This window comes from uncultured Tateyamaria sp., from assembly GCF_947503415.1.
Taxonomy (GTDB): Bacteria; Pseudomonadota; Alphaproteobacteria; order Rhodobacterales; family Rhodobacteraceae; genus Tateyamaria.
Genome location: NZ_CANNDS010000007.1, coordinates 27000 through 53205, shown reverse-complemented (window position 1 = coordinate 53205; position 26206 = coordinate 27000). Strand labels below are relative to the sequence as shown.

24 protein-coding genes are annotated in these 26206 nt (G+C 60.2%); 16 read left to right on the top strand and 8 right to left on the bottom strand.

Translation table 11 applies throughout. The annotated features are described in order from the left end of the window. The first annotated feature begins 8 nt into the window (after positions 1 to 8). Positions 9 to 1241, top strand: a complete 1233-nt coding sequence (locus tag Q1A32_RS23005; protein WP_299658152.1) for a Tm-1-like ATP-binding domain-containing protein — start codon at positions 9 to 11, stop codon at positions 1239 to 1241. On the opposite strand, the gene hpaR is transcribed toward Q1A32_RS23005, so the two are convergent. Beyond that, entirely contained in the window at positions 1238 to 1675 is a 438-nt protein-coding gene (hpaR, locus tag Q1A32_RS23000) for a homoprotocatechuate degradation operon regulator HpaR (protein ID WP_299658150.1), read from the bottom strand. The genes Q1A32_RS23005 and hpaR overlap by 4 nt on opposite strands. 91 nt (positions 1676 to 1766) lie before the next feature. Between hpaR and hpaE the strand changes: the two genes are divergently transcribed. The 4 genes from hpaE to hpaH are packed head-to-tail and all read left to right on the top strand — an operon-like array spanning position 1767 to position 5915. Continuing rightward, the gene (gene hpaE, locus Q1A32_RS22995) at positions 1767 to 3278 is read left to right on the top strand and encodes a 5-carboxymethyl-2-hydroxymuconate semialdehyde dehydrogenase (RefSeq protein ID WP_299658148.1); all 1512 of its coding nucleotides are present in this window, start codon (positions 1767 to 1769) and stop codon (positions 3276 to 3278) included. Then, the gene (hpaD, locus tag Q1A32_RS22990; protein WP_299658146.1) at positions 3278 to 4261 is read left to right on the top strand and encodes a 3,4-dihydroxyphenylacetate 2,3-dioxygenase; all 984 of its coding nucleotides are present in this window, start codon (positions 3278 to 3280) and stop codon (positions 4259 to 4261) included. The genes hpaE and hpaD overlap by 1 nt, the downstream gene beginning before the upstream one ends. Then, positions 4258 to 5118, top strand: a complete 861-nt coding sequence (locus Q1A32_RS22985) for a fumarylacetoacetate hydrolase family protein (RefSeq protein WP_299658144.1) — start codon at positions 4258 to 4260, stop codon at positions 5116 to 5118. Before hpaD ends, Q1A32_RS22985 begins: the two co-directional genes overlap by 4 nt. Then, positions 5115 to 5915, top strand: coding sequence for a 2-oxo-hept-4-ene-1,7-dioate hydratase (gene hpaH, locus Q1A32_RS22980; RefSeq protein ID WP_299658142.1), 801 nt, complete (start codon positions 5115 to 5117; stop codon positions 5913 to 5915). Before Q1A32_RS22985 ends, hpaH begins: the two co-directional genes overlap by 4 nt. A 70-nt stretch (positions 5916 to 5985) precedes the next feature. Here hpaH and Q1A32_RS22975 read toward each other — a convergent pair whose 3' ends face one another. The 6 genes from Q1A32_RS22975 to Q1A32_RS22950 all read right to left on the bottom strand — a co-directional run bounded on the left by Q1A32_RS22975 (position 5986) and on the right by Q1A32_RS22950 (position 12269). Beyond that, positions 5986 to 6768, bottom strand: a complete 783-nt coding sequence (locus tag Q1A32_RS22975; protein WP_299658140.1) for a hypothetical protein — start codon at positions 6766 to 6768, stop codon at positions 5986 to 5988. 107 nt (positions 6769 to 6875) lie between these two features. Next, positions 6876 to 7544, bottom strand: coding sequence for a helix-turn-helix transcriptional regulator (locus tag Q1A32_RS22970; protein WP_299658137.1), 669 nt, complete (start codon positions 7542 to 7544; stop codon positions 6876 to 6878). A 48-nt stretch (positions 7545 to 7592) separates the two neighbouring features. After that, entirely contained in the window at positions 7593 to 8732 is a 1140-nt protein-coding gene (locus Q1A32_RS22965; RefSeq protein ID WP_299658135.1) for an aromatic ring-hydroxylating dioxygenase subunit alpha, read from the bottom strand. An 85-nt stretch (positions 8733 to 8817) separates the two neighbouring features. Beyond that, positions 8818 to 9183 carry a RidA family protein gene (locus Q1A32_RS22960; RefSeq protein WP_299658133.1) on the bottom strand — a complete coding sequence of 122 codons (366 nt, stop codon included), beginning with the start codon at positions 9181 to 9183 and terminating at the stop codon, positions 8818 to 8820. 1 nt (position 9184) lies between these two features. Then, positions 9185 to 10270, bottom strand: a complete 1086-nt coding sequence (locus tag Q1A32_RS22955) for an aromatic ring-hydroxylating dioxygenase subunit alpha (RefSeq protein WP_299658131.1) — start codon at positions 10268 to 10270, stop codon at positions 9185 to 9187. 31 nt (positions 10271 to 10301) lie between these two features. Further along, positions 10302 to 12269 carry an FAD-dependent oxidoreductase gene (locus Q1A32_RS22950; protein ID WP_299658129.1) on the bottom strand — a complete coding sequence of 656 codons (1968 nt, stop codon included), beginning with the start codon at positions 12267 to 12269 and terminating at the stop codon, positions 10302 to 10304. 109 nt (positions 12270 to 12378) lie between these two features. On the opposite strand from Q1A32_RS22950, the gene Q1A32_RS22945 reads away from it, so the two are divergent. The 10 genes from Q1A32_RS22945 to Q1A32_RS22900 are packed head-to-tail and all read left to right on the top strand — an operon-like array spanning position 12379 to position 23840. After that, positions 12379 to 14460, top strand: coding sequence for an FAD-dependent oxidoreductase (locus tag Q1A32_RS22945; RefSeq protein WP_299658127.1), 2082 nt, complete (start codon positions 12379 to 12381; stop codon positions 14458 to 14460). Continuing rightward, positions 14457 to 15593 (top strand): CaiB/BaiF CoA-transferase family protein, encoded by a 1137-nt coding sequence (locus Q1A32_RS22940; protein ID WP_299658125.1) that lies wholly within the window; start codon positions 14457 to 14459, stop codon positions 15591 to 15593. The genes Q1A32_RS22945 and Q1A32_RS22940 overlap by 4 nt, the downstream gene beginning before the upstream one ends. Positions 15594 to 15598: 5 nt before the next feature. Then, positions 15599 to 16393, top strand: a complete 795-nt coding sequence (locus Q1A32_RS22935; protein ID WP_299658123.1) for an enoyl-CoA hydratase/isomerase family protein — start codon at positions 15599 to 15601, stop codon at positions 16391 to 16393. Position 16394: 1 nt separating this feature from the next. Continuing rightward, positions 16395 to 17513 carry a mandelate racemase/muconate lactonizing enzyme family protein gene (locus Q1A32_RS22930; RefSeq protein ID WP_299658121.1) on the top strand — a complete coding sequence of 373 codons (1119 nt, stop codon included), beginning with the start codon at positions 16395 to 16397 and terminating at the stop codon, positions 17511 to 17513. Continuing rightward, on the top strand, positions 17510 to 18448 hold the full coding sequence (locus tag Q1A32_RS22925) for a hydroxymethylglutaryl-CoA lyase (RefSeq protein ID WP_299658119.1): 939 nt from the start codon (positions 17510 to 17512) through the stop codon (positions 18446 to 18448). The genes Q1A32_RS22930 and Q1A32_RS22925 overlap by 4 nt, the downstream gene beginning before the upstream one ends. An 11-nt stretch (positions 18449 to 18459) precedes the next feature. Further along, positions 18460 to 19656, top strand: coding sequence for an acyl-CoA dehydrogenase family protein (locus Q1A32_RS22920; protein ID WP_299658117.1), 1197 nt, complete (start codon positions 18460 to 18462; stop codon positions 19654 to 19656). Beyond that, positions 19656 to 20996: an MmgE/PrpD family protein gene (locus Q1A32_RS22915; protein WP_299658115.1), complete on the top strand. Its 1341-nt coding sequence runs from the start codon at positions 19656 to 19658 to the stop codon at positions 20994 to 20996. Before Q1A32_RS22920 ends, Q1A32_RS22915 begins: the two co-directional genes overlap by 1 nt. Positions 20997 to 20999: 3 nt before the next feature. Beyond that, positions 21000 to 22481, top strand: a complete 1482-nt coding sequence (locus Q1A32_RS22910) for an aldehyde dehydrogenase (RefSeq protein WP_299658113.1) — start codon at positions 21000 to 21002, stop codon at positions 22479 to 22481. A gap of 16 nt (positions 22482 to 22497) precedes the next feature. Further along, the gene (locus Q1A32_RS22905) at positions 22498 to 22866 is read left to right on the top strand and encodes a cupin domain-containing protein (RefSeq protein ID WP_299658111.1); all 369 of its coding nucleotides are present in this window, start codon (positions 22498 to 22500) and stop codon (positions 22864 to 22866) included. Then, positions 22863 to 23840, top strand: coding sequence for a hypothetical protein (locus Q1A32_RS22900; RefSeq protein WP_299658109.1), 978 nt, complete (start codon positions 22863 to 22865; stop codon positions 23838 to 23840). Before Q1A32_RS22905 ends, Q1A32_RS22900 begins: the two co-directional genes overlap by 4 nt. A 2-nt stretch (positions 23841 to 23842) precedes the next feature. On the opposite strand, the gene Q1A32_RS22895 is transcribed toward Q1A32_RS22900, so the two are convergent. Then, complete coding sequence (locus tag Q1A32_RS22895) at positions 23843 to 24679, bottom strand: hypothetical protein (RefSeq protein ID WP_299658107.1); 837 nt, start codon at positions 24677 to 24679, stop codon at positions 23843 to 23845. Between the two features lie 506 nt (positions 24680 to 25185). On the opposite strand from Q1A32_RS22895, the gene Q1A32_RS22890 reads away from it, so the two are divergent. Further along, on the top strand, positions 25186 to 26157 hold the full coding sequence (locus Q1A32_RS22890; protein ID WP_299658105.1) for a glycine betaine ABC transporter substrate-binding protein: 972 nt from the start codon (positions 25186 to 25188) through the stop codon (positions 26155 to 26157). The last annotated feature ends 49 nt before the right edge of the window (positions 26158 to 26206 follow it).

Below are 26206 nucleotides of genomic sequence, written 5' to 3'. Positions count from 1 at the left end.
AGCGCCCCATGACCGACAAGACCATTCTGGTGATCGGCACCTATGACACCAAGGATGACGAGCTGAGCTTTCTTGCCGGTGTGATCCGGGATCAGGGCGGGCGGGTTGTCACAATGGATGTGTCCGTGCTGGGCGACCCGTCTGCGCCCACCGATTATTCCAAGCATGATGTTGCGGGTGAGGGTGGCAGTTCCATTCAGGCTGCCATCGACAGTGGCGACGAAAACCACGCAATGCAGATCATGGCGAAGGGTGCGAGCCTGCTGGCTGCGCGCCTCTATGCGGAGGGAGCGTTTGACGGGATGATCGTACTGGGCGGCACGATGGGCACCGATCTGGCGCTTGATGTTGCGTCGGCCCTGCCGCTTGGGGTGCCCAAATACATTGTATCCACCGTTTCCTTTTCCCCGCTTATTCCTGCCGAACGGCTGCCTGCGGATGCGCAGATGATCCTGTGGGCTGGCGGGCTGTATGGCTTGAATGCGGTATGTAAGGCGTCGCTGTCTCAGGCCGCGGGGGCTGTGCTGGGGGCCGCCCGGGCGGTGCAGATGCCCGACCCTGACAAGCCACTGATCGGGATGATGTCACTGGGTACGTCGGCCCTGAAATACGTGGTCCCGTTAAAGCCTGCGCTTGAGGCGCGCGGTTTTGAAGTCGCTGTGTTCCATGCCACGGGCATGGGGGGGCGCGCGTTCGAAAGCCTTGCCGGGCAGGGGGCCTTTGCCTGCGTCTTTGACTTCTGCACGCAAGAGCTGGGCAATCATATTCACGGTTCCAACATCTCGGCCGGGGCGGATCGGCTGACGAATGCGGGCGCGCGTGGCACGCCACAGATTGTGGCCCCGGGGTGCTATGATCTGGTCGATGTGGTGGGCTGGCAGCCGATTGCGGACAAGTGGGCGGACCACATGCAGCACGCCCACAACCGCTTGTTGTCGTCCGTTGTTCTGGACATGGACGAACGCAAAAAGGTGGCTCACGCCCATGCCCGGCAATTGGCAGGGGCCACCGGGCCGGTTGCGATGATCCTGCCGGAGCATGGTCTGGGCGAATGGGACCGGGACGGGGCGGATTTGCACAATGCCGAAGGGTTGGCTGTGTTTCTGGCCGCGTTGGAGCGCGCTTTGCCCGCGCATGTGCAGCAACACCGCATCGGCTGTCACATCAATGATCCGGAATTTGCCGATAAGGCGTTGGAGATTTTCGATGCGTGGTGTGCGGACGGTACAGTCAAACGCTAGCCATCAGCCCCCGGATCAAGGCGGGCGAGCAGATCAAGCAATGTTTCATACTCCCGCGCGCCGAGCGTGGATTTGAACCCTGCCACGATCTGTGCCGCCTGACCTGCGCGGTCGTCGATGATCTTTTGCCCGGCCTGCGTGATCTGGATAAACTGGCGGCGGCGGTCCTTGTCATCGCGGGTTTGCGTCACCAACCCTTTGTCCCGCAAGGTCGCCGCTATGCGGGTCAGGCTGGGAAACAGCAGGCTGGACCGATCAGCGAGCGTCTTGGCATCCATCACGCCGAACTCCGCCAGTACTCGCAGTACGCGCCATTGCTGTTCCGTGATCCCGGTCTCGGCCAGCATTTCGCGGATTGGGGCCATCACCCCTTCGCGCGCGCGGATCAGCGCGATGGGCAGGGAGCGGGACGTGGAGGGGAGCGTTTTCGTCATGCAGCCTCGGGGTTGGTCGGTCTTGACAGTTCAACACAGATTTACTTAACTTCGCAACAATTAACATGTTAATGAAATGATCGGAGGCGCCATGTCCGTGCTGGACGACAACATCGCCAAACTGAACGGCTATCTTGAGCGGTTCCAGAACACGGGCATCCAAAACCGGATCGCAGGGGAGGATGAGGCCGGGGCGGGGGGCGTGTTCCAGACGATCTCTCCGGTCGACAAGAGCGTGATTTGCGATGTTGCGCGCGGCACGACGGCGGATATTGATGCGGCAGCGAAGGCGGCCCACGATGCCTTTGCAGACTGGCGCGACCTGCCAGCGACCGAGCGGCGCAAGATCCTGATCCGCATAGCCGAAGGGATCGAGGCGCGGGCGGAAGAGATTGCACTATGCGAGTGTTGGGACACGGGGCAGGCCTACAAGTTCATGTCCAAGGCCGCGTTGCGCGGAGCCGAGAATTTCCGCTATTTCGCAGATCAGGTCGTACAGGCAAGGGACGGTCAGCACCTGAAATCGCCCACGTTGATGAACATCACCACCCGTGTGCCGATTGGCCCGGTGGGCGTGATCACGCCGTGGAATACGCCCTTCATGCTGTCCACTTGGAAGATCGCGCCTGCGCTTGCCGCGGGTTGCACCGTCGTTCACAAACCGGCTGAGGCGTCGCCCCTGACAGCCCGTCTGCTGGTCGAGATTGCGGAGGAAGCGGGCCTGCCGCCGGGCGTTCTGAACACCGTGAACGGGTTTGGAGAGGACGCGGGCAAGGCGCTCTGCGAACACCCCAAGATCCGCGCCATCGCCTTTGTGGGCGAAAGCCGAACGGGGTCGCTGATCACCAAACAGGGTGCCGATACGCTCAAGCGGAACCATCTGGAGCTGGGTGGCAAGAACCCGGTCATTGTCTTTGACGATGCCGATCTGGACCGCGCGCTCGATGCCGTGATCTTCATGATCTATTCGATCAACGGGGAACGCTGCACGTCCTCGTCCCGGCTGTTGATACAGGACACAATCCGGGCGGAATTCGAGGCCAAGCTGGTGGCGCGGGTCAACAATATCAAGGTCGGGCATCCGCTTGACCCTGCGACCGAGATTGGCCCACTTGTGAGCGAGGAGCATTTCAACAAGGTCACCAGTTATTTCGATATTGCGAGGACGGATGGTGCCACCATCGCGGCAGGTGGGGAGGCCATGGGCGATGAGGGATATTTCATCAAACCCACGCTCTTTACCGATGCCAGCAATGACATGACCATCGCGCAGGAGGAAATCTTTGGCCCCGTTCTGACCTCAATCCCCTTCGGCTCCGAGGAGGAGGCGTTGCAGATGGCCAACGATACGCCCTACGGTCTGACAGGGTATGTCTGGACCAACGATCTGACCCGCGCCCTGCGCTTTACGGACAAGCTGGAGGCGGGGATGATCTGGGTGAATTCCGAGAATGTGCGCCACCTGCCCACCCCCTTCGGCGGGGTCAAAGCGAGCGGCATTGGACGCGACGGCGGCGACTGGTCCTTCGAGTTTTACATGGAGCAAAAGCATATCGGCTTTGCCACCGGCCAGCACAAGATCACCAAATTGGGAGCGCTCTGATGCCTGTGCCTGCACCGAACCTTTACCCGGATTTCAACACCATCCGCCTGAGCCATGTCTGCCTGAACGTCGCTGATTTGGCGGCGTCCAAGGCCTTTTACTGTGACACGCTGGGCCTGCAAATCACGGATGAAGACGACAGCCACGTCTACCTGCGCGCGATGGAGGAACGTGGCCACCACTGTATCATCCTGCAGAAATCCGATGAGCCGGGCACGGTCGAGGTGATGGGATTCAAGACCCTTGATGAAGATGATCTGGACCGGGCAGAGGCGTTTTTTCAAGGCAAGGGCCGCCCCACCGAATGGGTGGATCGTCCGTATCAGGGGCGCACGCTGCTGACCTCGGACAACCATGGTATCCCGCTGGAATTTTATCACAAGATGGATCGGCTTGCGCCCATCCACCAGAAATACGCGCTGTACCGCGGGGTGAAGCCGCTGCGCATTGATCACTTCAACTGTTTCAGCCCGGATGTGGACGCGTCTGTCGCATTCTATTCCGACATGGGCTTTCGCGTGACCGAATATACAGAGGATGACGAGAGTAAACGGCTTTGGGCCGCGTGGATGCACCGCAAGGGCGGCGTGCATGACATGGCGTTTACCAACGGAACCGGCCCCCGATTGCACCATGTCGCGTTTTGGGTGCCGACACCGTTGAACATCATCGATCTGCTCGATCTGATGGCGACCACGGGGTATGTCAGCAACATCGAACGCGGGCCGGGCCGGCATGGGATTTCCAACGCGTTCTTCCTGTATATCCTCGACCCTGACGGCCACCGGATCGAGATTTATTGTTCGGATTATCAGACTGTTGATCCGGACCTTGAGCCGATCAAATGGGACTTGAAGGACCCGCAGCGCCAGACGCTGTGGGGCGCACCCGCGCCGCGCAGCTGGTTTGAACATGGCACGATCTTTGGAGGCGTGGAAACACAGGAGTCGGACATGCAGGCCACCCCGATCATCGCGCCATGAGTGCGCGTTTGGCAAGCTACTCCGCTGGCGGCGACAGCTTCTATGGCGCGGTCACCGATGCCGGTATGATTGCCCTGAACGACGCATTTCCGCAGTGGCCGACGCTGTTCGATGCGGTTGTGGCGGGTGGTTTGGAGCAACTGGTGCAAGCCGCCGTCGGGCAATCTGTGACGCATGCGCAAGTCAGCTACGACATGGTCCTGCCGGGTGCGCGACGTATCCTGTGCGTTGGCGTGAACTTCCCGGATCGCAATGCCGAGTACAAGGACGGCAGCGAACAGCCCAAGTTCATGTCGCTGTTTCCGCGCTTTGCCAGTGGGTTCACCGGGCATGATCGCCCACTGATCCGCCCCCCGGAAAGTCACCAACTGGATTACGAAGGCGAGGTGGCAATTGTCATTGGCAAGGCGGGTCGTCGGATCGCGCAAGCCGATGCCTATGACCACATCGCGGCGCTGACCATTTGCAACGAAGGGACCATTCGCGACTGGGTGCGGCACGCGAAGTTCAACGTCACCCAAGGCAAGAACTGGGATCGCTCCGCAGCCCTTGGCCCATGGCTGGTGCCATTTACGGATGCGTCTCAGCTGGATGATGCCCGCATCATCACCCGCGTGAATGGTGAGGTGAGACAGGACGATGTGCTGTCTCGCATGATGCATCCGATCCGGCGGGAGATCGAATATATCTCGACCTTCATGGAATTGCTGCCGGGTGACATCATCGTCACCGGCACACCCACAGGGTCCGGTGCGCGGCTGGACCCACCGCAATTTCTGAAGCCCGGCGACGTGGTCGAGGTGGAGGTGAACACCATTGGAACCCTGCGCAATACGGTAGAGGACGAGGTGGTATGACCCCCGAAGATCACGCACAGGCCGCCGCCGATTTGCTGGAGGCCGAGGCGTCAGGCACGCAGATTGGCTTGCTCACGAAACGCCATCCGGAGATGGGGATGGACGACGCCTATGCCATCCAGAACGCTATTTACCAGGCCAAGCTGAAACAGGGCCGGTCCGTCGTGGGCTGGAAGATCGGACTGACGTCCAAGGCGATGCAATACGCGCTGAACATCGACATCCCCGACAGCGGGATTTTGTTTAACGACATGGTGTTCGAGCATGGCGCTGCGGTGCCCAACGGTCGGTTCATCCAACCCCGGATCGAGGCGGAGATTGCCTTTGTGATGAAAGCGCCTCTTGCAGGTGCAGAGGTGACCCGCGCGGACGTGCTGGCGGCCACGGATTACGTGGCCCCATCCATCGAAATCCTCGACACGCGGATTACGCGGGTGGATGCGGAGACGGGCAAGACGCGCACCGTCTTTGACACGATCAGCGACAACGCGGCCAATGCGGGCGTTGTGCTGGGTCCGCAAAGGCACGCAGTGGATGCGTTCGACCTGCGCTGGGTCGGGGCGATCACGTCGAAGAATGGTGAGGTCGAGGAAACCGGTCTGGGCGCGGGTGTGCTGAACGACCCGGTGGAAAGTGTTGTGTGGCTCGCCCGCCGCATGGCGGGCTACGGCCAAAGCATTGAACCGGGTCAGATCATCCTGTCAGGCAGTTTCATTCGGCCGGTCGAATGCCCTTCTGGGAGCGATATCACGGCAGATTTCGGCGCGTTTGGGTCTGTTGATATTTCTTTTGCGTAGCGCCTGTGGCGGTCGGCATTTTGCTTACGCTTCCTGAAGGTTCACCTTTTCTGGCGTGACATGATCAATGTCACGCGGACGGGCTGGGCATCGGCGCGTTGGTCACTTGTCCAAGGCAGCCGTAGGCAAGCTCAATATCCATTGCCCGGGCGAGGCCCCAAAGAATGGCCCCATCCGCGCCGATCACCGGTATTCCGAACTCCCGTTCCATGTCGTTGATCAATCCGTATGTGCTGGCACCCGCACCGGTGATCAGCATACCGTCTGCATCCGGATCGGCCCGTCGAACGGCACGGGCCGAGGCGACAATATCGTCGGCGGAGAGTGTCCAACCCTGTTCAGAAACCGCATTTATGGTTGGCACCATGTCAAGCTGATCCATCGACAGCACAACATTCGGGCCCAACCCGCAATCGCGCAAAAAGCCCGCCCAGCCATCGCGCCAGTCCGCGGGGTAGTACGTTGTGCAGCACGCAGGACGCTTGATCCCCAGCGACCGGCAGGCGTCGACAATGGCGAGGCCCGGAAACACAAAGGGAATGTGGCCTGCAGCCCGCGACAACCTTGCCTGCAAGGCGCGTGCGCCCGCTTCGGTCGGATCATGTGCCCAGGTAAAGGGCGTCCCGCTGAGAACAATGGCCTTGCAGCCCGTGCGCCCGAGGGACCGGGCAGCAACCTGCATCTCAGGTTCGCTGGCGGCGATGCTGTCGAGGCTGAAATCGAAGCTGACCGCAGGCATCAGGGTCTGTTGCACACGGACCGGTGTTGTCGCCAAGTCCCGAAACCGCTCCGGTGTCGGATCATACCAGTCGGGCGGGGTAATGATCCCTGCGATGGGCGGGCTGTTGGACATCGTCACGCCTTTCTCAAATGAGATACGGCAATCAAGGACGGAGTGTCACAGATGCCATATTAACAAATACGACATCTTATTTCCTGCAAGTCAATTACAGATAGGGGCTAGCGCAGCCCGGGGTCGTACCGAGACGACACGGCCACCGACAAAAGGGTCGACGGCAGTTCCTTCAATTCGGCCGGGCCATGGGGGGCCATGGCGTCAAAGATCAACGAGTCGCCCGCATGCAGCGGGAAATACCGAGCCCCGTGACGGTAAACGATGTGACCCGACACCATGTAGATGAACTTGTAGCCCTCTTCCTGAAATGTGGAAAACGGCTCTGAGTCCTGATCATAGGTGACGAAAAATGGCTCTATCGCGATGGATTGGCCGGTGTTGTGACCCAGCATTTCATACAGATGCCCCGCACGCGTGCCGCGCTTGTCGACCTGCATCCGTTTGTCCGCGGGCACGAAAGACACGTATCTGCTTTTCTCGATGCGATGAAAGAACATCGAGATCGGGACGTTCAAAGCATTGGAAATCGACAGCAAGGTCTGGATGGATGGCGCAACCTTGCCCTGTTCAATCTTGGTCAGCATGCCTGGCGTGATGTCCGACAGCTTGGCAAGCTTCGATCCGGTCAGGCTGCGTTCCTTGCGCCAGAACCGGACTTCGTTGCCGATCAGGCTTTTGTCATCATCACCGCGTTCTGTGGACGGCTCCAGCACGGAAAGCACTTCGCGTTCGGCCAAGGCACCGGGAACTGGATCTGTGGAACGGTCTGTCATCCGACAGAGTTTACGACAAATGGGTGACGCGCAACAACCCGCTAACGGTCAGGACACCGCGTCCAGCACAAGTTGCGCAAGGTGCAGTGTGCCCTTGTCCCAGTAGGGGGCAAACCGCCCGCCATCATATCCGTCGGCGCGTCGTCCGCGCTGCATCAGGCGGCACACTTCGTCGTCTTCGCCATTCAGGCCGGTGTAATACTCAACGCGGTCATCCAGATGTTTCTGAACAGCCGGGTTCGTGGCGGCATCGCCCGCCGCGTAAATGTGCAGCTTCACTTTGGTCCGGTCATGCGCCAGCGGCTTGTAGTCCCACAACAGGAAGGCCGCAGGATGAAAGCTGATGCACAGGGCGGGAAACAGGTGCCCCATGAACGAGGTATTGCGCGCTTGCCCTTGCAGCCCTTGCGCGATGGGCAAAACCTCGCGCGCCAACGTGTCTGCGTCATAGCCCCAGCGGCAGTAGATCAGGTTCCGGTCCGTCTCCATCCCGGTGCGGGCGTCGGCGTCCATGATCTTGTTCAATGTCGGGTGAACGGCAAAGACGTGATAAACGTCAGACCAGTTCTCGACCGTGAGTTTCCAGTTGGAGTCGAATTCCCCTTCGACGGTGCGGGTATACTGAAATTGGCTGATGTCGAACCCTTCGGCCTGGCGGAGCACCGGGTCCAGATGATCCTTCAGGGGGCCAGCATTCCCATCGAGGTTGACGAAGATGGCGTCGTACCATGTGTCGCTGACCACCGGATACAGGCTGGGACAGTTCGGGTCACTCGCATCCGCCTTGGCATGTTTGTTCGGGCCATTGAAATGCGCCCGGGCCCGCAGCGGTCCCTCCAGTTCGAAGGTCCACGCGTGGTATTTGCAGGCAATGACCCGCGCGCCCGTCCGATCCTCCGTCACGATCTGAGCACCCCTGTGCGGGCAGACGTTGTAGAAGGCGCGCACCGCATTGTCCTTGCCCCGCACCAGCAAAAGGGGCTGGTCAGCAATGTCGACCATCTTGATGTCACCGGGGTTTGGTATCTCGCTTTGTCTGCCTGCAAAAACCCAGTGTCGCCGGAACAGAGTTTCGTTCTCCAATTGCAAAAAGGCAGGGTCGATGAAGGCGTTGTTCGGCAAACCTCGGGCCTCTTCGATGGGCTTTGAAATGTTGTCGAGAACGCTATGCGGAAACGGATGCGACATGAGACCTCTCCGGCTGTATCGTTTGATTATTGATAAAAATAATTTCTTACTTGTCAATAATTGACTTTGTACACGATCTGCCCTGTCAGGCGCGCACGGCCGTAAATGACATCTCGACCAGCAGGCCGCCCTGCAACACTGCACCGACACAGCAGCGCGCCGGTGCGTGACCTGCAAAGACGCGTTGCCACACGGTGTTGAAGGTGTTTGCGTCGCGGTGCACGTCGGCAAGGTAGACCGTGACGGCGCAGACATCGCAGAGGTCGAACCACGCCTCGTGCAACACCGTCTGCATGCGTTCGAATGCGCCATATGCGTGGTCTGTGATGTCGCCGGGTCGATCCAGGTCGTCAAATCCGCGGGACGCGGCCACGCCAAAAAGCATACCATTGGCCGCCACATAGCCGCGCGATTGGCAGCGGTCCGACATGGCAAAGACCGGCCCGATCATGTCACGACGTCTGTGCCCCAAGCGCATCCAGAACCCAGCGGTTGATGTTCTGTGGCACCGGTTCGCGGCTGTTCATGTACCGATTGGCGGTAAAGGTTTGGGCGTTTACGTTGGCATGAACGGCTTCCACGGCCAGCTTGTCTTCCACAAGCGTATCTTCCCAGATCTTGCACCACGCCTTGACCCGCGCGGGATCAGCACCCTTTTCAGCAAGGATGTCCCAGTAGACATGGGTGGTGTCCGCGTCGATTACCCGCATCTGGTGCACCAGCATGATGTCGTCCTGCTGCGTGACGAAAAAGCCGGGGAACAGATGCAGGTGCTTGTTCCATGTGACTTGCAGCTGGTTGGCATTGCGCTGCGGTTTCGGCGGGAAGTGGTAGCTGACGACACGATCTTCGATCAGGCACTCGTAATCTGCGGCGTCCACGGCATAGGCATCGTTGAAGGAACTGCCGTGCACATGGGGGCAGTGAAAGCATTCGAGGCTGTTGTCATACCAGATCTTCCAATTCGCCTTGGCCGTCGCTTGGTAGCGGCGGTGGTATGTGTAGGCGTCGGGATCCAAGTTGAAATCGCGCTGCGCGGCGACATCTGGGAAGGCGGGGTAATGTTCGATCAGGGGGCGTGCGTCCGGGTCGGCAGAGACAAAGATCATCGGCCCCCACGTGTCGATGCTCAGTTTCCTAAGTCCAAACTCGGCTTTGTCGAAATCGGCCTCATCCTCGCTGCCCGGCGCGCCGCGCAGGCGGCCATCAAGCCCGTATGTCCAGCCGTGATAGGGGCAGCTTAGCACCCGATGCTGCCCCGGTTTGAGGCAGACGGGGTGGCCGCGATGCCTGCACACGTTGGCCATGGCGTGCAGCGTGCCGGATTGATCACGCGAAACGATGACGGGGATGCGTCCGGCATGTCCCAGCATCACATCGCCCGGCGCGGGGATCGTTTGCGACATACCGATGTAATACCAAGACTTGTCAAAGATGGCGGCGCGTTCGCGGCACAGCCAGTCCTGATCCGAGTAGCTTGTCACTGGCAGACCCCAGCCGCGTTCAACATCGTGGCGCAGAGCCTTCAGATCGGTCAAAGCAGCATCCAACGTCTTACCTCTTCCTGTCTCAGGGCGCGGCCCCGGCTTCCAATCCCTCCAGCACCGCCTCTTCCGCGGTGCGCGCAGCCAAGGCGTCGCCAATCACATGTACTTTGCCCGTCCAGTCCGAAAGGCTCTCTTCCAACTGCGTCACCGGGCGATGCCCTTGGGCAAGAACCACGGTATCGACATCCTCACAGATGACGGGTTCATGGCTTGCGATGTGCTGGAAATAGACGCTGTCGTCATCCACTCCGAACAGGCGGGCCATCGGGATCAGGTCCACACCCAGCTTGTGCATTTCGCCCAGCCACAGGTCGCGCATGTATTTCGGGATCATCTCGCCCGCGACATGACCGGTGGAGACAAGGCGCACCGAACATCCGTCCTTGGCCAGCTTTTCGGCTAACCCCAGACCGATCCAGTCACAGCGCCAGTCCGCGATGACGACGCGCCCGCCTATGTTGGCACGGCTCTCCAGGACCTCCCACGCATCAAGGACATGCGCCTCATCAATCCCGTCCAGCTCGGGACGGAATGTCTTCGCGCCTGTTGCAATGATGACGGCGTCCGGGTTTGCCGCTTCGATCATGGCGCGGTCGACTTTTGTGTTCAGCTTGATGTCGGCACCGGCGGCGCGCGCTTCGCGTTCCAGATTGCCGATGATGCCGCCGAACTCTGCGCGTCGGGGCAGCAGCTGTGCGATCTGCGCCTGCCCACCAAGCCGCCCTGACGCTTCGTATAATGTAACCTTGTGCCCACGCGCTGCCGCGGCCGCAGCCGCCTTGAGCCCACCGGGACCGCCCCCTGCGATCAGAACGGTCTTGGGCTGAGGGGCCGTCGTAACGGTGCCGAATTTCAATTCGCGACCCGTTTCAGGATGCTGAATGCACGACACGCCATAGCCCCGGTGCATGCGATCAATGCAGGCTTGGTTGCATCCGATACACACCCGGACGTCATTGGCCTGACCGGCCATCAGTTTGTTGGGGAACTCGGGGTCCGTGATCAGCGCCCGTGTCATCCCGCAGAAATCAGCCTGATCCGAGGACAGCACATCTTCGGCAGTGCCAGCGTGATTGATCCGACCCACTGCCATGACGGGCGCGGACACCCGTTTCTTGATCTCCGCGGCATATCCGGCGGTCAGGGCCATATCCGTGCTCATGGGCGGCACGATATGGATCGCCGAACCAGCCTGACGGGACGAGCCGGACGTGACGTTGAAATAGGCCACACCGCCCTGCGCCTCCAGCCTGTCGCACACGCCCAAAACCTCGTCCGGCGTCAGACCATCACTTGCCAGTTCATCCCCGGATATCCGCACGCCGATGGGCATGTCGGGGCCGACTTGCGCACGTATCTCGGCCAGCACCTCAAGCAGGAAGCGCAGCCGGTTTTCGTCCGAGCCGCCGTATTCGTCGGTGCGTTGATTGATCTGTGGCGACAGGAATTGCGCAATCAGATAGCCGTGGCTGGCGGCCACTTCGATCCCGTCGAACCCTGCTGTTCTCATGCGCGCCGCGGCAGTGCCGAATTTCTGGATCAGTTGCTTGATCTTAGCCTTGGGCATCACGCGCCCCGACACGTGATAGCGTTCGGACATGCCGCCAGATGGCCCAAGTGCCGCCGCGCGGCGCCCGTCCAGTTCCGACATCTGTTCAAGCCCCAGATGAAAGACCTGACCAAAAAGCTTGGCCCCATGAGCGTGCACGGCATCCGCAAGACGTGCCAGCGACGGGATCACCTTGTCGGTGTCCACGACCAGATGGCTTTCGGAATAGACCCCTTCCTCGTCGATCATCGCGGCTTCGGTGATGATCAGCCCGGCACCGCCTTTGGCCCGCGCCTCGTGATACGCAATGAGTGCCTCGCTTGCGATCCGGCCCGAGGCCAGCCGCGTGCCGTGTCCCGTCGATACGATCCGGTTGCGCAAGGTGACCGACCCGACTTGCAAGGGCGACAAAAGATGAGGGTACTGGGCGGTGTCGGTCAAGGGGGTGCCTTTCCTTGAGTCGCAGTCGGTGGAACTCCCTGTCGTTTTACGTTGACATTGACCCCAGTTCAATAAATTTTACCTAGTATCAATCGATGGGAGGCGCGCGGTGCGAGATCCCCGCTACGACATACTGTTTGAACCGGTTCAGATTGGGCCTGTCACCAGCCGCAACCGATTTTACCAGACACCGCAATGCAACGGTATGGGCCGCACCTATCCCACGTCCATGGCCGTGATGCGCGGGGTCAAGGCGGAAGGCGGCTGGGGTGTCGTCTTTGCCGAGCAGTGCGATTTCCACTACACCTCAGACAACACGCGCAATGTCCGGCTCTGGGACGAACAGGACATCCCGATCCTGGCCCGCATGACGGACATGGTTCACGAACATGGCAGTCTGGCCGGGCTGATGCTGGCTCATAATGGCTATATCACGCCAAACATCATCAGCCGCGAATTGCCCTTTTCCCCATCGGGCGGGGCCGCCTTTGGCAATTTCCCCACCCACACCCGCGCCATCGACAAGGCCGATATCAAGGCGTTGCACCGCTGGACGCGGGCGGCGGCGCTGAACGCGGTGAAGGCCGGGTTTGATATCGTGAACATTTACGCCGCGCACGATCTGGCGCTGCCATTCCACTTCATCTCGCGCAAGCACAACACGCGTGGCGACGAATATGGTGGATCGCTGGAAAACCGGGTGCGTCTGCTGCGCGAGTTGATCGAGGTGGCGAAGGAGGCCATCGGGGATCGCTGCGCGGTCGGCGTTCGGTTCTCCGTCGATGAGTTGATCGGACCTGCGGGCATATGCGCGGACGGCGAAGGGCGCGAGGTGGTCGAGATGTTGGCCGAGTTGCCCGACATCTGGGACGTGAATGTGAGCGGCTGGGCGCAGGATTCCATCACCTCGCGCTTTGGCGAGGAGGGGCGGCAGGAAGCCTATGTTGATTTCGTCAAACGGGTGACGACCAAACCCGTTGTGGGCGTGGGCCGTTTTACCTCGCCCGACACGATGGTGGGGCAGATCAGGCGGGGCGTGCTGGATATGATTGGCGCTGCCCGTCCGTCCATCGCCGATCCGTTCCTGCCCGAGAAAATCCGTACCGGCGCGCTTGAGGACATACGCGAGTGTATTGGCTGCAACATGTGTGTGACCAACAACTATCTGGGCGCGCCGATCCGCTGCACGCAAAACCCCACGATGAGCGAGGAATGGCGGCGCGGTTGGCATCCCGAATACATCGCGCACAAATCCACGGACGATACGGTTCTGATCGTGGGCGCGGGGCCAGCGGGGCTGGAGGCAGCGCGGGCCATGGGGCAGCGCGGCTATCAGGTGCTGTTGGCCGAGGCGCGCACCGAACTCGGTGGACGTGTGACATTGGAAAGCCGCCTGCCGGGGCTAAGCGCCTGGGCTCGCGTGCGCGATCACCGGGTCCAGCAGATCCAGAAGATGACCAATGTGGACGTGTTCCTCGACAGTCAGATGGGCCAGGATGAGGTGGCCGAGACCGAATGCAGCCTTGTCGCCGTGGCCACCGGATCGCGCTGGCGACGCGACGGTGTTGGCCGCCATCTGCGCACGCCTGTTGCGACGACGGCTGATGCCAATGTGTTGACACCGGACGATATCATGGCCGGTGTTCAGGTCTCGGGGCATATCGTCATCTATGATGACGATCACTTCTATATGGGCTCGGTCGTGGCAGAGGCGCTGGTCAAGCAGGGCTGTACGGTCACGATCCTGACACCTGCGGCGCAGTTCGCGGGCTTCTCGCAAATGTCACTTGAGATTGCGCATATTCAGCGCCGCATGGCGGAACTGGGGGTGCAGATTGTGCCACTGACGACGGTGACGGCTTTGGGCGCAGGCTATGTCAGCGCTGTTGGTGTCTTTGGCACCGACGCACGGGATATCGCCTGTGACGCCGTGATCATGGTCGCCGGTCAGACGCCAAACGATACGCTGTTCCGATCGCTCAGCGCAGGCCAAAGCACGCAACGCATCGTCGCAATCGGTGATTGCCAGGCCCCCGCCACCATCGCATCGGCCATTTTTGCGGGGCACAAATTTGCCCGCGATCTGGGGCTCGGGGACCCTGACGTGGTGCCGTTCCTGCGGGAAGATGTGGAGTTGTCGCCAAACCTGAGCGGCTGGGGTGCGGAACCACTGCGCGGGGCCGCCGAATGACCGACGCCACACGCCCTTTGTACGGGATCACCGTTGTCGAAATCGGCACCAGTGTCGCGGCGCCTTACGGGTCGTGGATTCTGGGTTGTCTGGGCGCGCGTGTGATCAAGGTGGAAAGTGCGCGCGGTGACGACGCGCGGCAATGGGGGCGGCTGTTTTCCGATGGTCGATCCTCGTTCTTCGAAGCGCTGAACGCCAACAAGGAAAGCGTGGTGGTAGATCTACGCAACACGGCTGAGCGCGATTGGCTCAAGGCGTTTTGCGCAGAACGGGCCGACGTGGTGATCCAGAACATGCGCCCTGGCAAGATCGCGGAACTCGGGCTGGACGGCGTGGCCTTGCAGCTGGAGAACCCGCGCCTGATCTATTTCAATCTTGGGGCCTTTGGTGCGCAGGGGCCACGGGCACAGGAACCGGGCTATGATCCACTGATGCAGGCCGCCGCAGGTATCATGTCCGTGACCGGAGAGCCTGACCGCCCGCCCGTACGCGTGGGCGTCAGCATCGTGGATATGGGGTCCGGCATGTGGGGGGCCATTGGTGTTCTTGCTGCGCTTTACCGGCGGCAGGCCACAGGGCAGGGCTGTGTTCTGGACGGCTCACTTTACGAAACGGCGGTGGCTTGGGTCGCAAATCAGGCAGCGATGGTGCAGGTCGATGGCAAGAATCCAGAAAAGGTCGGGTCAGGCGCGCGCGGCATGGCGCCCTATCAGGCCTATGAATGCAATGACGGGCATCTGGTGATTTCGGCCCCCAATGACCGGCTGTTTGAAAAATTGTGCGAGGCGTTGGAGCAGCCTGACCTGTTGGAGGATGCGCGTTTTGACACCAACCAGAATCGTTATGCCAATCTGGCCGCGTTGAACACGATCTTGGTGCCCCTGATTGCACGCCAATCCCGCGATCATTGGGGCGCACTTTTGAACACTGCCGGGGTGCCCTGCGCCAAAGTGTGCACGATCACCGAGATGTTGGACGACCCGCAAACCAAGGCGCTTGGCATAATGCAATCGGTCGAGGGCGGGGCCGCCGATCTGGTCAGTCTGCCCATCAGTTTCGACGGCGCGCGCCCGGCGCTGCGCAGCACCCCCCCGGCCATCGGCGCACAGACCGCCCGGCTGAAAGGAGCCTGACGCCCATGCGTATGGACTACGAGACCCTGCATGTTGAGCGCACCGATGATCATGTGTTGATGGTGATGTTCGACCGGCCCGAAGTGCGCAATGCGCGCAACACCCAGATGGCGCTGGACCAGATGGAAGTGATGCGGTCGCTCTATGTCGATCAGGAGGACATCCGTGTCGTGATCCTGACGGCGCGCGGCGACAAGGCGTTTAGTGCAGGGGGCGATCTGAAAGAGCGCAAGACCATGTCCGAAGCGGATTGGCACAAGCAGCACGCCGTCTTCGAGCAGAACATGATGGCCCTACGCGACTGCCCCGTGCCCGTGATCGCCGCTGTGAACGGTGTGGCCTATGCAGGCGGGTTGGAGACCGCGCTCAACTGCGATTTCATCTATGCGGCTGACCATGCCCGCTTTGCCCTGACCGAGGTCAAGCTGGGCATCATGCCGGGCTGCACCGGAACCCAGAACCTGCCCCGCGCCTTGGGCGAACGCCGCGCCAAGGAGTTGATCCTGACGGGCGAGCCGTTCTCGGCCCAGGACGCGCTGGATTGGGGGCTGGTCAATAAAGTTGTGCCCTACGCCGATCTGTTGGACGAGACTCGCGCCACAGCCCGCAAGATCGCCGCCAATGCGCCGCTGTCGACCCTGCGGGCCAAACGGGCGATGTCCGTGGCGCAGAACATGGACCCGCACACCGGCTTTCAGTTTGAACTTGAGGCCTACAACCGCCTTGTCGGCACCGAAGACCGGGTCGAGGCGATCAACGCGTTCAACGAGAAGCGCGCCCCGGTATTTAAGGGCAAGTGACATGAAGATCACGCGCATCACCTGCTGGGCGGTTCCAATCCCGCTGACCGACCCGTATTTCCTGCGGGGCGGGCGGCTCAAGGTGACATCGATCGACAGCACCCTGATCCGCATCGACACCGATGAAGGTGTCAGCGGCTGGGGCGAGGCGTGCCCTTGGGGGTCGCGCTATCTGCCTGCGCATGGACCAGGCGTGCGGGCCGGTCTGGAAACAGTGGCACCGGACCTAATCGGTGAAAACCCGTTGGGGCTGGAGCATATCAACCGGGTGATGGATGCGGCCTTGCCCGGCCATCCTTATGTGAAATCGGGGCTGGATATCGCTTGTTGGGATATCTTGGGCAAAGTTTCTGGCCTGCCGTTATGGCAATTGTTTGGCGGCGATGGGCCGGACGCGGTTGAAATGACTGGTTCCGTGTCTGCGGGTGATCCCGACGACATGGTCGCTAGAATGAAGATTTGCAGTGCTCGTGGTGTGCGCGCCCATTCCATCAAACTTGGTGATCTCAACCCGGCCCTTGATATCGAACGCATTCGTGCCGTGGACGCAGCCTTGCCCGCGGGCGAGTGTATCACGTGGGATGCAAATCGGGGATGGACGCCAGGCGTAGCGATGCAGGTGTTGAATGCGACGCAGACCACGCATTGGGTCGAACAGCCCTGCGACGGCATCTCGGAATGTGCGTTGGTGGCGGGTCGTGTGGCCAACCCCATCATGCTGGATGAATGCCTATTTACCTTCGACGATCATTTGCGGGCGTGGTCTTTGGGCGCGGCACAGGGTGTCAAAGTCAAACCGGGACGCGCAGGCGGTCTGACCCGCGCAAGACAGATCCGAGACTTTGGTGTCAGTGTCGGCTGGCAGATGCATATTGAGGGCCTTGGCGGCTGTGGATTGGAAGACATGGCGGTGTTGCATCTGGCCAGCTCCACGCCCACCGCAAATCGTTTGTCGTCGTGGTCGGTCGAAGATCTGGTCGATATCGACATCTGCAACGGCACCGCACCGCGCAACCAAAACGGGTTCCTGTCCCCGCATTCCACGCCCGGCCACGGCACCACACCTGATCTGGACGCTTTGGGCGATCCTGCTGCCATCTATGAAATGGAAGCGGCATGACACCGGACCGAGATATCACCGTGCAAGAGGTCGGGCCCCGCGACGGGTTGCAAGCCACCGACATCATCATGCCGACGCAGGCCAAGATCGCATGGATCAAGGCGCTGGCCGCAGCGGGCATGCCCCAAATTCAGGTGGGCAGCTTCGTGCCGCCCAAGCTGATGCCGCAACTGGCGGACACGGCCGAGTTGGTAGCCGAAGCCAAAAAGATCGGCGGCTTTTCGATCAGCGTGCTGGTCCCAAACCTGCGCGGCGCGCAAAACGCCATCGCCGCCGGGGCCGATCAGATCAACTTTGTGATGTCGGCGTCGGAGCCGCACAACCTCAACAATGTACGCAAGACGCGCGAGCAATCGCTGGAAGAATTCGCCGGTATTGTGGCCGCACGCAATGACACCCCTGGCGCCGAACACATCCGCGTCTCAGGCGGGCTCGCGACCTGCTTTGGCTGCACGATACAGGGCACTGTGCCCGAGGCCGATGTGTTCCACTATGCCGAACAGCTCAAGGCGCTGGGGGCGGACAAGATCGGCCTTGCCGATACGGTGGGATATGGAAATCCAGCGCAAGTCAAACGGGTCTATCGCCACGTCGTCGATATGGCGGATGACTTGCCCGTCGGCGCGCATTTCCACGACACACGCGGGCTTGGCCTTGCCAATTGCTTTGCCGCGTTCGAGGCGGGGGCCACCACGCTGGACGGCGCGCAAGGGGGCTTGGGCGGCTGTCCCTATGCCCCCGGCGCCACGGGAAATGTTGTGACCGAGGACCTTGTGTTCATGCTGGAATCCATGGGCGTGCGCACGGGCATCAACCTTGATCTGCTGCTGGAAGCGCGCGCTGTCATGGCCTCCCATCTGGGCGATGAGCCGACCCATGGCACTTTTGTCAAAGCTGGTGTGCCCAAAGGGTTCACCCCTGCAACTGCAATCTGAAAGACGATATCATGACCTCCGCACCCGCCTCAGAAATCAATGTCGATCTCGGCAATGACTACGCCGATATCCGCGATCAGGTCGCCAAGCTGTGCGAGGGGTTTCCCGGCGAATACTGGCAAAACCTCGAAGACCAGCCGGTCGACGGCAGCTATCCCACGGCCTTTATCGACGCGCTGACCGAAGCGGGATATCTGGCCGCACTGATCCCCGAAGAATATGGCGGCGCGGGCCTGCCGCTGCGCGGCGGTGCTGTGATCCTAGAGACGATCAACGCCATGGGATGCTCTGCGGCAGCAGGGCACGCGCAGATGTACACGATGGGCACGATCCTGCGCCACGGCACGCCGGAACAGAAGCAGAAATTCCTGCCCAAGATCGCCAGCGGTGAATTGCGTTTGCAAGCCTTTGGCGTCACCGAACCAACCTCCGGCTCTGACACCACGCAGATCAAGACGCGGGCGGACCGTACCAATGATGGCTATGTCATCAACGGACAAAAGGTCTGGACCAGCCGCGCGCTGCATTCCGACCTCATGCTGCTGATCGCGCGCACCACACCGCTCGATAAAGTCGAAAAGCGCCATCACGGGATCTCGACCTTCCTGATTGATCTGCAAGAGGCCAAGCAGAACGGCTGCACGATCAAGCCCATAGACGCGATGATCAACCACAACACCTGCGAGGTGTTCTTTGACAACGTGCCCATCCCCGCCGATGCACTGATCGGGGAAGAGGGCAAGGGCTTTCGATACATCCTTGACGGCATGAACGCCGAACGCTGCCTGACCGCCTCCGAAGGCATCGGCAACGGGCGCTACTTCATCGGCAAGGCAAGCGACTACGCCCGTGAACGGGTCGTCTTCAACCGCCCCATCGGCCAGAACCAGGGCATCCAGTTCCCTCTGGCCCAGGCCCATGCTGAATTGGAGGCCGCCGACCTGATGGTGCGCAAGGCCACGGCCATGTTCGAAGCCGGACTGCCGTGCGGGGCGGAGGCCAACATGGCGCGCCTGCTGTCGGCCGAGTCTGCCTGGAAAGCTGCAGAGGCGTGTTTCACCACGTTCGGAGGTTTTGCCTTTGCCCGCGAATATGACATCGAACGCAAGTGGCGCGATGCGCGGCTGAGTAGGATTGCACCCATTTCACCCAACCTGATCCTGAGTTTCGTGGCGCAGCACGTGCTTGGGCTGCCAAAGTCCTATTGATGATTGCGAATTCGGTCACAGCAGAACTGGCGCGATGGATCGCGCGGCGGGATGATCCGCCGTCACCTCGCGCACGGCGCGCCGCGCAGCAGGCACTGTTGGATTGGACCGGGGTCGCCTTGGCGGGCGCGGATGAGCCGTTGGTTGCGCATTTGATCGCAGACGCACAGTCAGACGGGTGCCGCGGGCACCACCCGATCATTGGTCACGAAATGCGTGTTACGGCACCACAGGCCGCACGGATCAACGGGGCATCCTCGCATGCTCTGGACTTTGATGACATCAACAAGCGGATGCGCGGCCATCCCAGCGTGGCGATCGTCCCTGCCATATTGGCCGGAGCGCAGGAACACGCCGACGCCGACATTGTCGACGCGTTTGTCACAGGCACCGAAGTGGCCTGCATGCTAGGCGAGATGATGGGCGAAGCGCATTACGCGCGCGGGTTTCACGCAACAGCTACAATCGGGACTGTTGCTGCTGCGGCTGGGGTCTGTCGGGTAATCAACGCCGATGCGGATACATCCGGACGGGCCCTGTCGCTGGCGGCAACGCAAGCGTCCGGTCTGCGCGCCATGTTCGGCACAATGGCCAAGCCCCTGCATGCCGGACTTGCCGCCGAACGCGGTCTGATGGCCGCGCGGTGGGCAGCACGGGGGATGTCCGCTGCTGCCGACGGCATTGGTGACGATGTCGGGTTTGGTCCGGCCTTGTCCGAGGATTTTGCCCCGCTTCCAATCAGGCCGGACATGTCCGCATCCTTTGGCATCGAAGGCAACGTCTTTAAGTATCATGCGGCCTGTTACTACACCCATTCAGCAATTGAAGCGGTTGCACAACTGCGCCGCAAATTCGAACTCCGGACAGCTGACATCGACCGGGTGCTGATCCAACTGAAACCCGGACTGGAAGGCGTATGTGACATTGTTGAGCCGACAACCGGATTAGAGGTCAAATTCTCCGTACGTCACCTGGTCGCCATGGTCTTGGCCGGGCGGGACACTACTGATCCCACGACCTTTAAAGACGCGCTGGCAGCAGATGGTGTGCTTTGTGCCTTGCGTGAGAAAGTCGATGTCGCGCCACTGCACACCGACAACAGAATGGAAGCAGCAACCCGGATTACCCTGCGTGATGGCACCACGCATGAACAGCGTTTAGATGTCAGCGCGCCCGCCAGCGATCTGGATGAACAGGAAACACGACTGCGGCAAAAGTTCGTGCGCTTGGCTCACCCTCGACTTGGAAATCGCGCAAGGGACGTCGCAGATCAAATACTTGCAATTGAGAGCGCCGGCGAGCTGACGTCGCTGCTGTCCGCACTCGCACCGGAGACCTGACCCATGGACCCCATCCAAGATGTCCCAATGCTGATCAATGCGGAGGCCCATAGTCCCAAGGGCGGCGCATGGATCGACAGCACCTTTCCTTACACTCAAAAAACGTGGTGCCGCATTCCGCGCGGCACGGCCGCCGATGCCGACACGGCGGTATCCGCCGCTGTGGCTGCGTTTGAAGATCCCCGTTGGGCCGGGTTGACGCCAACGGCCCGGGGCAAGTTGCTCTATCGGCTCGCAGATCTGTTCGAGGCCAAGGCCGAAGAATTTGCCCGTCTTGAAGTGATGGACAACGGAAAGCGGATCACTGAAATGCTGGGCCAGATGCGGCGCATCCCGGACTGGTATCGCTATTTCGCAGGTCTTGCGGACAAGGTTGAGGGTGCTGTGCTGCCCAATGAAAACCAGGCGGTGCTGAACATCACGCGGCCGGGCCCCTTGGGCGTCATCGTGTGCATCACACCATGGAATTCTCCGCTTTTGCTGGCCGCCTACAAACTCGCCCCGGCTTTGGCGGCGGGGAACACGATCATTCTGAAACCGTCAGAGTTCACCTCAGCCTCGTCTCTGGCCTTTGGGCAGCTTTTTGACGAAGCCGGTTTTCCACCCGGTGTTGTCAATGTTGTCACCGGATACGGGCAAGAAATCGGTGAGGCGCTGGTCACAGACAAACGCATTGCCAAAGTGTCCTTTACGGGCGGCGAGGCCGGTGGGCGCGCAGTCTATCGGGCGGCGACGGAGCATTTTCATGAGGTCGCGCTAGAGCTTGGCGGCAAGTCACCCAACATCGTCTTCCCGGATGCAGATTTGGAAAACGCATCCAATGGTGTGCTGGCCGGGATTTTCGCCGCAACGGGTCAGACCTGTATCGCGGGGTCGCGCCTTTTGGTGCACCGGAACATCTACGACGATCTGGTCGAACGACTGATTGAAAAGTCCAAAAATCTGAAGATGGGCGACCCGCTCGATCCGGCCACCCAAGTGGCTCCGGTTGCGACCGCGGCGCAACACGCCAAAATACTGGAGTACATGGAGATCGCTAGATCCGAAGGGGCGACCTGTGTGCTGGGCGGCGGGGCGGGGCAGGGGGCCTCTTGCGGGGACGGCCTGTTTGTCCAACCCACCATTTTCACAGGCGTGACCAATTCCATGCGCATTGCGCGTGAAGAGGTGTTCGGGCCGGTGCTGTCGGTCATCTCTTTCGAGGATGAGGACGACGCCATCGCGATCGCCAATGACACCGATTTCGGTCTGGCCGCAGGGCTTTGGACGCAGGACCTGTCGAGTGCCGTGCGCCTGTCTGACCGTCTGCGTGCGGGCACTGTCTGGGTCAACACCTACCGGGCGGTCAGCTATACGTCACCGTTTGGAGGGGTCAAGCAAAGTGGCATCGGACGCGAAAACGGCATGAAAGCGATTGAAGAATTCATGTCCACCAAAAGCATCTGGTTCAACACCGCGCCCGTCGTGCCGAACCCATTCGCGTGAACCAAGGAGTGTTCCCATGCCCGCCAGCCTTCTCGATATAGATGATGCCACCGGTGTAACCCGTCATCCTGATCCTGCAATTGTCAGATCCGGCGATGGATCATCTACGCTGTGGAACCGTGTTGATCTGGGCAGTGGTGTTCTGATGTGTGGACAATGGGTGGGCCAACCCGGTGAACTCGACGTGCGTCCGCGCGCGCATCACGAGATGTTCACGGTGATCCGGGGTCTTGTCGAGCTGATAGAAGAGGATGGGTCCGTCGTGCGCGTCGGGCCGGGACAAGCCGGTTTCATACCGATGGGTTGGACCGGGATTTGGCGAACCGTAGAGGAGACGCAAAAGTCCTACATGCTGCTGAAAGTTGTGTTGGATGCCGGACCATGATCTCGATCCTGACCGATGCTGATCTGTGCGATATTGGACTGTCGAACGACGCTATCCGCAATGCCGTAGAAGCAGGCCTGATCGCGCAGGCGGATGGCTCTGCGCTGGCAGAACCAACTTCTGTTTTCAATCCGACACCCGGCGCCGATGATCTGATCGCGGTGATCCGGGGCGCGCTTCCGGAACAACGCCTGGCGCTGGTCAAAACGGTCGGGGGCTTTTCAGGCAATGCTGCGAAAGGGCTAGCAACCAACCCGGGTCTGTTGACCTTGATCGAAACGGACACCGGGCAAACCACCGGACTGTTGCCTGCGTCCCGCATTACGTCGGAACGCACGGCCATGGTGACGGCAATCGGTGCCACGCGGCTTGCACACCCCGAAGCGCGGGTTTTGGGGTGCATCGGGACCGGTGGTATCTCGGTCCTGTCGACGCGCTACATTGCGGCGGCGCTGCCCTTGGACGAAATCCGACTGCACGGTCGTGATCCATCACGCACACAGGCCGCGGCAGAGCAGTTGCAAAAAGACATCGGCGTTCCTGTTGTCGCAACGCCGGATTGGGAAAGCTGCATGAGCCGGGCAGACATTATGATCGACGGATCAGCCCTGCCGAACAACCGCGCTCTGTTCCCGGCGGACGTGATGGCGCCGGGCTGCCTGTTAATCGTGTTCGGCGCTTACAGTTCGCTGCCCGTTGGGATCACCGCCCATATTGACCGGTTGGTAATGGATCGTTGGGTCCCGGATGGCCGCGGCGGGCTGGGGCCGCATACAACCAGCGGCGAAATCAGCGAGGCCACACTTTCTGCTTTGATCGGAGATGTGATTGCCGGCAAGGCAACGGGTCGCCATTCGCCTTCAGACCGTGTCCTGTTTTGCCATCGCGGAGTGGCAGCCTGTGATCTCATGCTGGCACAGGCATATCTTTCCGCAGCGGCCCATAAAGGGTTGGGAACCCGGCTGGCGCTGTGACGTCAGCTTTTCAAACTGGACAAAAGGGCTCCTTGTTCGGTTGCTGGCCCAATGCCCAATGTCTTGAAAATCCGCCAATATAGGGCGCTGTCATGGCTGACGATCGGTTTGCCCAGTGCCTGCTCCAGACCGACTTCAAGGTCGACAAGCCGCTCTGCAAGACCATCCGAAGCCCGACGAAAATTCGGCAGGCCATTTGCAAGGTAGGCGTCGGCATTTGGGGCCTTGTCGGCCACATATTCGAATGACTTTTTCGCCAATTCACCATCGAAACACCAGATACAGTCGTTCAGATCATCCTGCACATCGAACCAGCCCTGATCGACAAAATTTCCCGCCCAAACAACGTCGAAACCAGCCTCTTTCAAAAACCCAACCGTGCCCTGCCACCATTCAGGCCAGTGATAACTTGCGTTCAGGGCAACCTTTTCCACATTCATGTCGCGCAGCGCTTCGACCATGCAATATCCGGCCATGTGGAACGGCGTTTCGTAGCGGTCACTGATCTCGTCACAATACTGGCGCACCCCGTCCACGCCCAGCCCGCTGGCATGCACCCAGTTCGATCCGATTTGCCCGCAAACGTCAGCACCGGTGTTTGCCATACACTCCACGTACTCTTCCAGCTGGCCGAACATCGCCTTTCGCTGGCTCAGCTCATGGCCGTAATCCCGATTGAACAACATGCGCGCATGCACACCAACCGAACGCGGAGAAATGCGCAGAAAATCCGACGGCGACGGATCAAAATCATTTGGCGGACAGGTGAACGCGACCTGATATGGGAAAAGTTTGACGGACGGGTCATTCCAAGTTGTTGGTTTTAAGTAATCTTTCATGACACCTCCGGCTTGGTTCAATAGGGCGCAGTCATGCGTCCGCTGGAAGCCGCCTATATCCATTTGGCGGAATCCAAATTGAAAGCCCTTCCAAAGTCTCCAACATTTTTTGACTTTCAGTCAACTATTTTTCTTATGAAGCAAGTGCGACGAAAAGAAATTTGGCTCCACGGCTCGGCATTTGAACACCGCTGAACTGTGGCAACCCATGCGCTTCCCATTGGCCCGAAATGGACCATCACCAAGAAATAAGTTGACCAATAAGAAAAAACATTAACAATTGGGAAATATGATGTGCCGCTGCTCGAACGTGTGTCTGCCCAGCAAATCAGGGGGCAACACCCGAAAACCAAGGTGTCGATACGCCTGCAACAGCACCGTGCATGTCAACGAAAAGCCGGAACATAGCGGCCAAAGATCATCCAAAACCGGCTCCGCCTAGGCCGGAAAATATAAGCGCTTACAGCGCGCGTCTGGAAACCGACAGAACCTTCAGGGAGAAAGCCATGAACAAATTCACACTCGCCGCTGCCGGGGCAATGACGGCCACGATCCTATCGGTGAATGCAGCCCATGCAGAATGCGGCGACGTCACGATCACGGATATGGACTGGGCGTCATCTCAGGTGGTCACGGCTGTGTCCAAGTTCCTGATGGAGCAAGGTCTGGGATGCAACGTGACCGCCGTGCCATCTGCCACCAATACCGCCATGGTGTCACTGGCCGAAAACGGCACGCCCGACATCGTGACTGAAATCTGGGGCAACAGTGTGCCTGCGGTCGAAAAGCTGCAGGACGAAGGCAAGGCCCTGTTCCATAGCATCGTTCTGACGGATGGCGGACAACAGGGGTGGTGGGTGCCGCAATACATGGTGGATGAGAACCCGGAACTTGCCACGCTCGACGGTATTCTCGCCAACGCAGACCTTTTTGACGGCCGCCTGTTCACCTGCCCGGATGGCTGGGTGTGCAAGAACATCAATGCCAACATCGCCAAGGCTGCAGGTCTTGAGGAGGCCGGGATTGATGTATTTGACCCCGGATCGGGCGAGGCATTGTCGAGCTCCCTTGCCGCGGCTTACGCCGAGGAGGAACCGTGGCTTGGATATTACTGGGCCCCGACCGCCTTGTTGGGCAAAAATCCGATGGTGATGGTGGATATGGGCTCGTTCGACAAGGCCGGACATGAATGCAACATCGAGGAAGACTGCGCGAACCCGGTTGTCTCCCCCTATCCCCGCGATGAGGTCTGGACGATCATCACGCCGGCTTTCAAGGAACGCGAACCCGCCGCTGCGGAGTTGATGGGCAACGTCGCCTTTACCAACCCGCAAATGGGTCAACTGCTGGCATGGCGCGAAGAAAACAACGCCTCCGCGGATGAAACAGCAGCTTACTTCCTGCTCAACTACCAGGACGTCTGGGCAGAATGGTTATCGGACGAAGCCAAGGCAAACCTTTCTGAACTGCTGAAGTAACAACACAGCGCTTCCGCGCGGCACTTGCGCTGCGCGGACGACGATCTGG

Excerpts from the sequence above, each read along its gene's own strand:
- Q1A32_RS22965 (WP_299658135.1), bottom strand. The coding sequence starts at position 8,732 with ATGTCGCATCCGTTTCCGCATAGCGTTCTCGACAACATTTCAAAGCCC.
- Q1A32_RS22970 (WP_299658137.1), bottom strand. The coding sequence starts at position 7,544 with ATGACAGACCGTTCCACAGATCCAGTTCCCGGTGCCTTGGCCGAACGC.
- hpaR (WP_299658150.1), bottom strand. The coding sequence starts at position 1,675 with ATGACGAAAACGCTCCCCTCCACGTCCCGCTCCCTGCCCATCGCGCTG.
- hpaE (WP_299658148.1), top strand. The coding sequence starts at position 1,767 with ATGTCCGTGCTGGACGACAACATCGCCAAACTGAACGGCTATCTTGAG.
- Q1A32_RS23005 (WP_299658152.1), top strand. The coding sequence starts at position 9 with ATGACCGACAAGACCATTCTGGTGATCGGCACCTATGACACCAAGGAT.
- hpaH (WP_299658142.1), top strand. The coding sequence starts at position 5,115 with ATGACCCCCGAAGATCACGCACAGGCCGCCGCCGATTTGCTGGAGGCC.
- Q1A32_RS22940 (WP_299658125.1), top strand. The coding sequence starts at position 14,457 with ATGACCGACGCCACACGCCCTTTGTACGGGATCACCGTTGTCGAAATC.
- Q1A32_RS22890 (WP_299658105.1), top strand. The coding sequence starts at position 25,186 with ATGAACAAATTCACACTCGCCGCTGCCGGGGCAATGACGGCCACGATC.
- Q1A32_RS22905 (WP_299658111.1), top strand. The coding sequence starts at position 22,498 with ATGCCCGCCAGCCTTCTCGATATAGATGATGCCACCGGTGTAACCCGT.
- hpaD (WP_299658146.1), top strand. The coding sequence starts at position 3,278 with ATGCCTGTGCCTGCACCGAACCTTTACCCGGATTTCAACACCATCCGC.
- Q1A32_RS22930 (WP_299658121.1), top strand. The coding sequence starts at position 16,395 with ATGAAGATCACGCGCATCACCTGCTGGGCGGTTCCAATCCCGCTGACC.
- Q1A32_RS22915 (WP_299658115.1), top strand. The coding sequence starts at position 19,656 with ATGATTGCGAATTCGGTCACAGCAGAACTGGCGCGATGGATCGCGCGG.
- Q1A32_RS22910 (WP_299658113.1), top strand. The coding sequence starts at position 21,000 with ATGGACCCCATCCAAGATGTCCCAATGCTGATCAATGCGGAGGCCCAT.
- Q1A32_RS22960 (WP_299658133.1), bottom strand. The coding sequence starts at position 9,183 with ATGATCGGGCCGGTCTTTGCCATGTCGGACCGCTGCCAATCGCGCGGC.
- Q1A32_RS22925 (WP_299658119.1), top strand. The coding sequence starts at position 17,510 with ATGACACCGGACCGAGATATCACCGTGCAAGAGGTCGGGCCCCGCGAC.
- Q1A32_RS22985 (WP_299658144.1), top strand. The coding sequence starts at position 4,258 with ATGAGTGCGCGTTTGGCAAGCTACTCCGCTGGCGGCGACAGCTTCTAT.
- Q1A32_RS22935 (WP_299658123.1), top strand. The coding sequence starts at position 15,599 with ATGCGTATGGACTACGAGACCCTGCATGTTGAGCGCACCGATGATCAT.
- Q1A32_RS22975 (WP_299658140.1), bottom strand. The coding sequence starts at position 6,768 with ATGTCCAACAGCCCGCCCATCGCAGGGATCATTACCCCGCCCGACTGG.
- Q1A32_RS22900 (WP_299658109.1), top strand. The coding sequence starts at position 22,863 with ATGATCTCGATCCTGACCGATGCTGATCTGTGCGATATTGGACTGTCG.
- Q1A32_RS22895 (WP_299658107.1), bottom strand. The coding sequence starts at position 24,679 with ATGAAAGATTACTTAAAACCAACAACTTGGAATGACCCGTCCGTCAAA.
- Q1A32_RS22920 (WP_299658117.1), top strand. The coding sequence starts at position 18,460 with ATGACCTCCGCACCCGCCTCAGAAATCAATGTCGATCTCGGCAATGAC.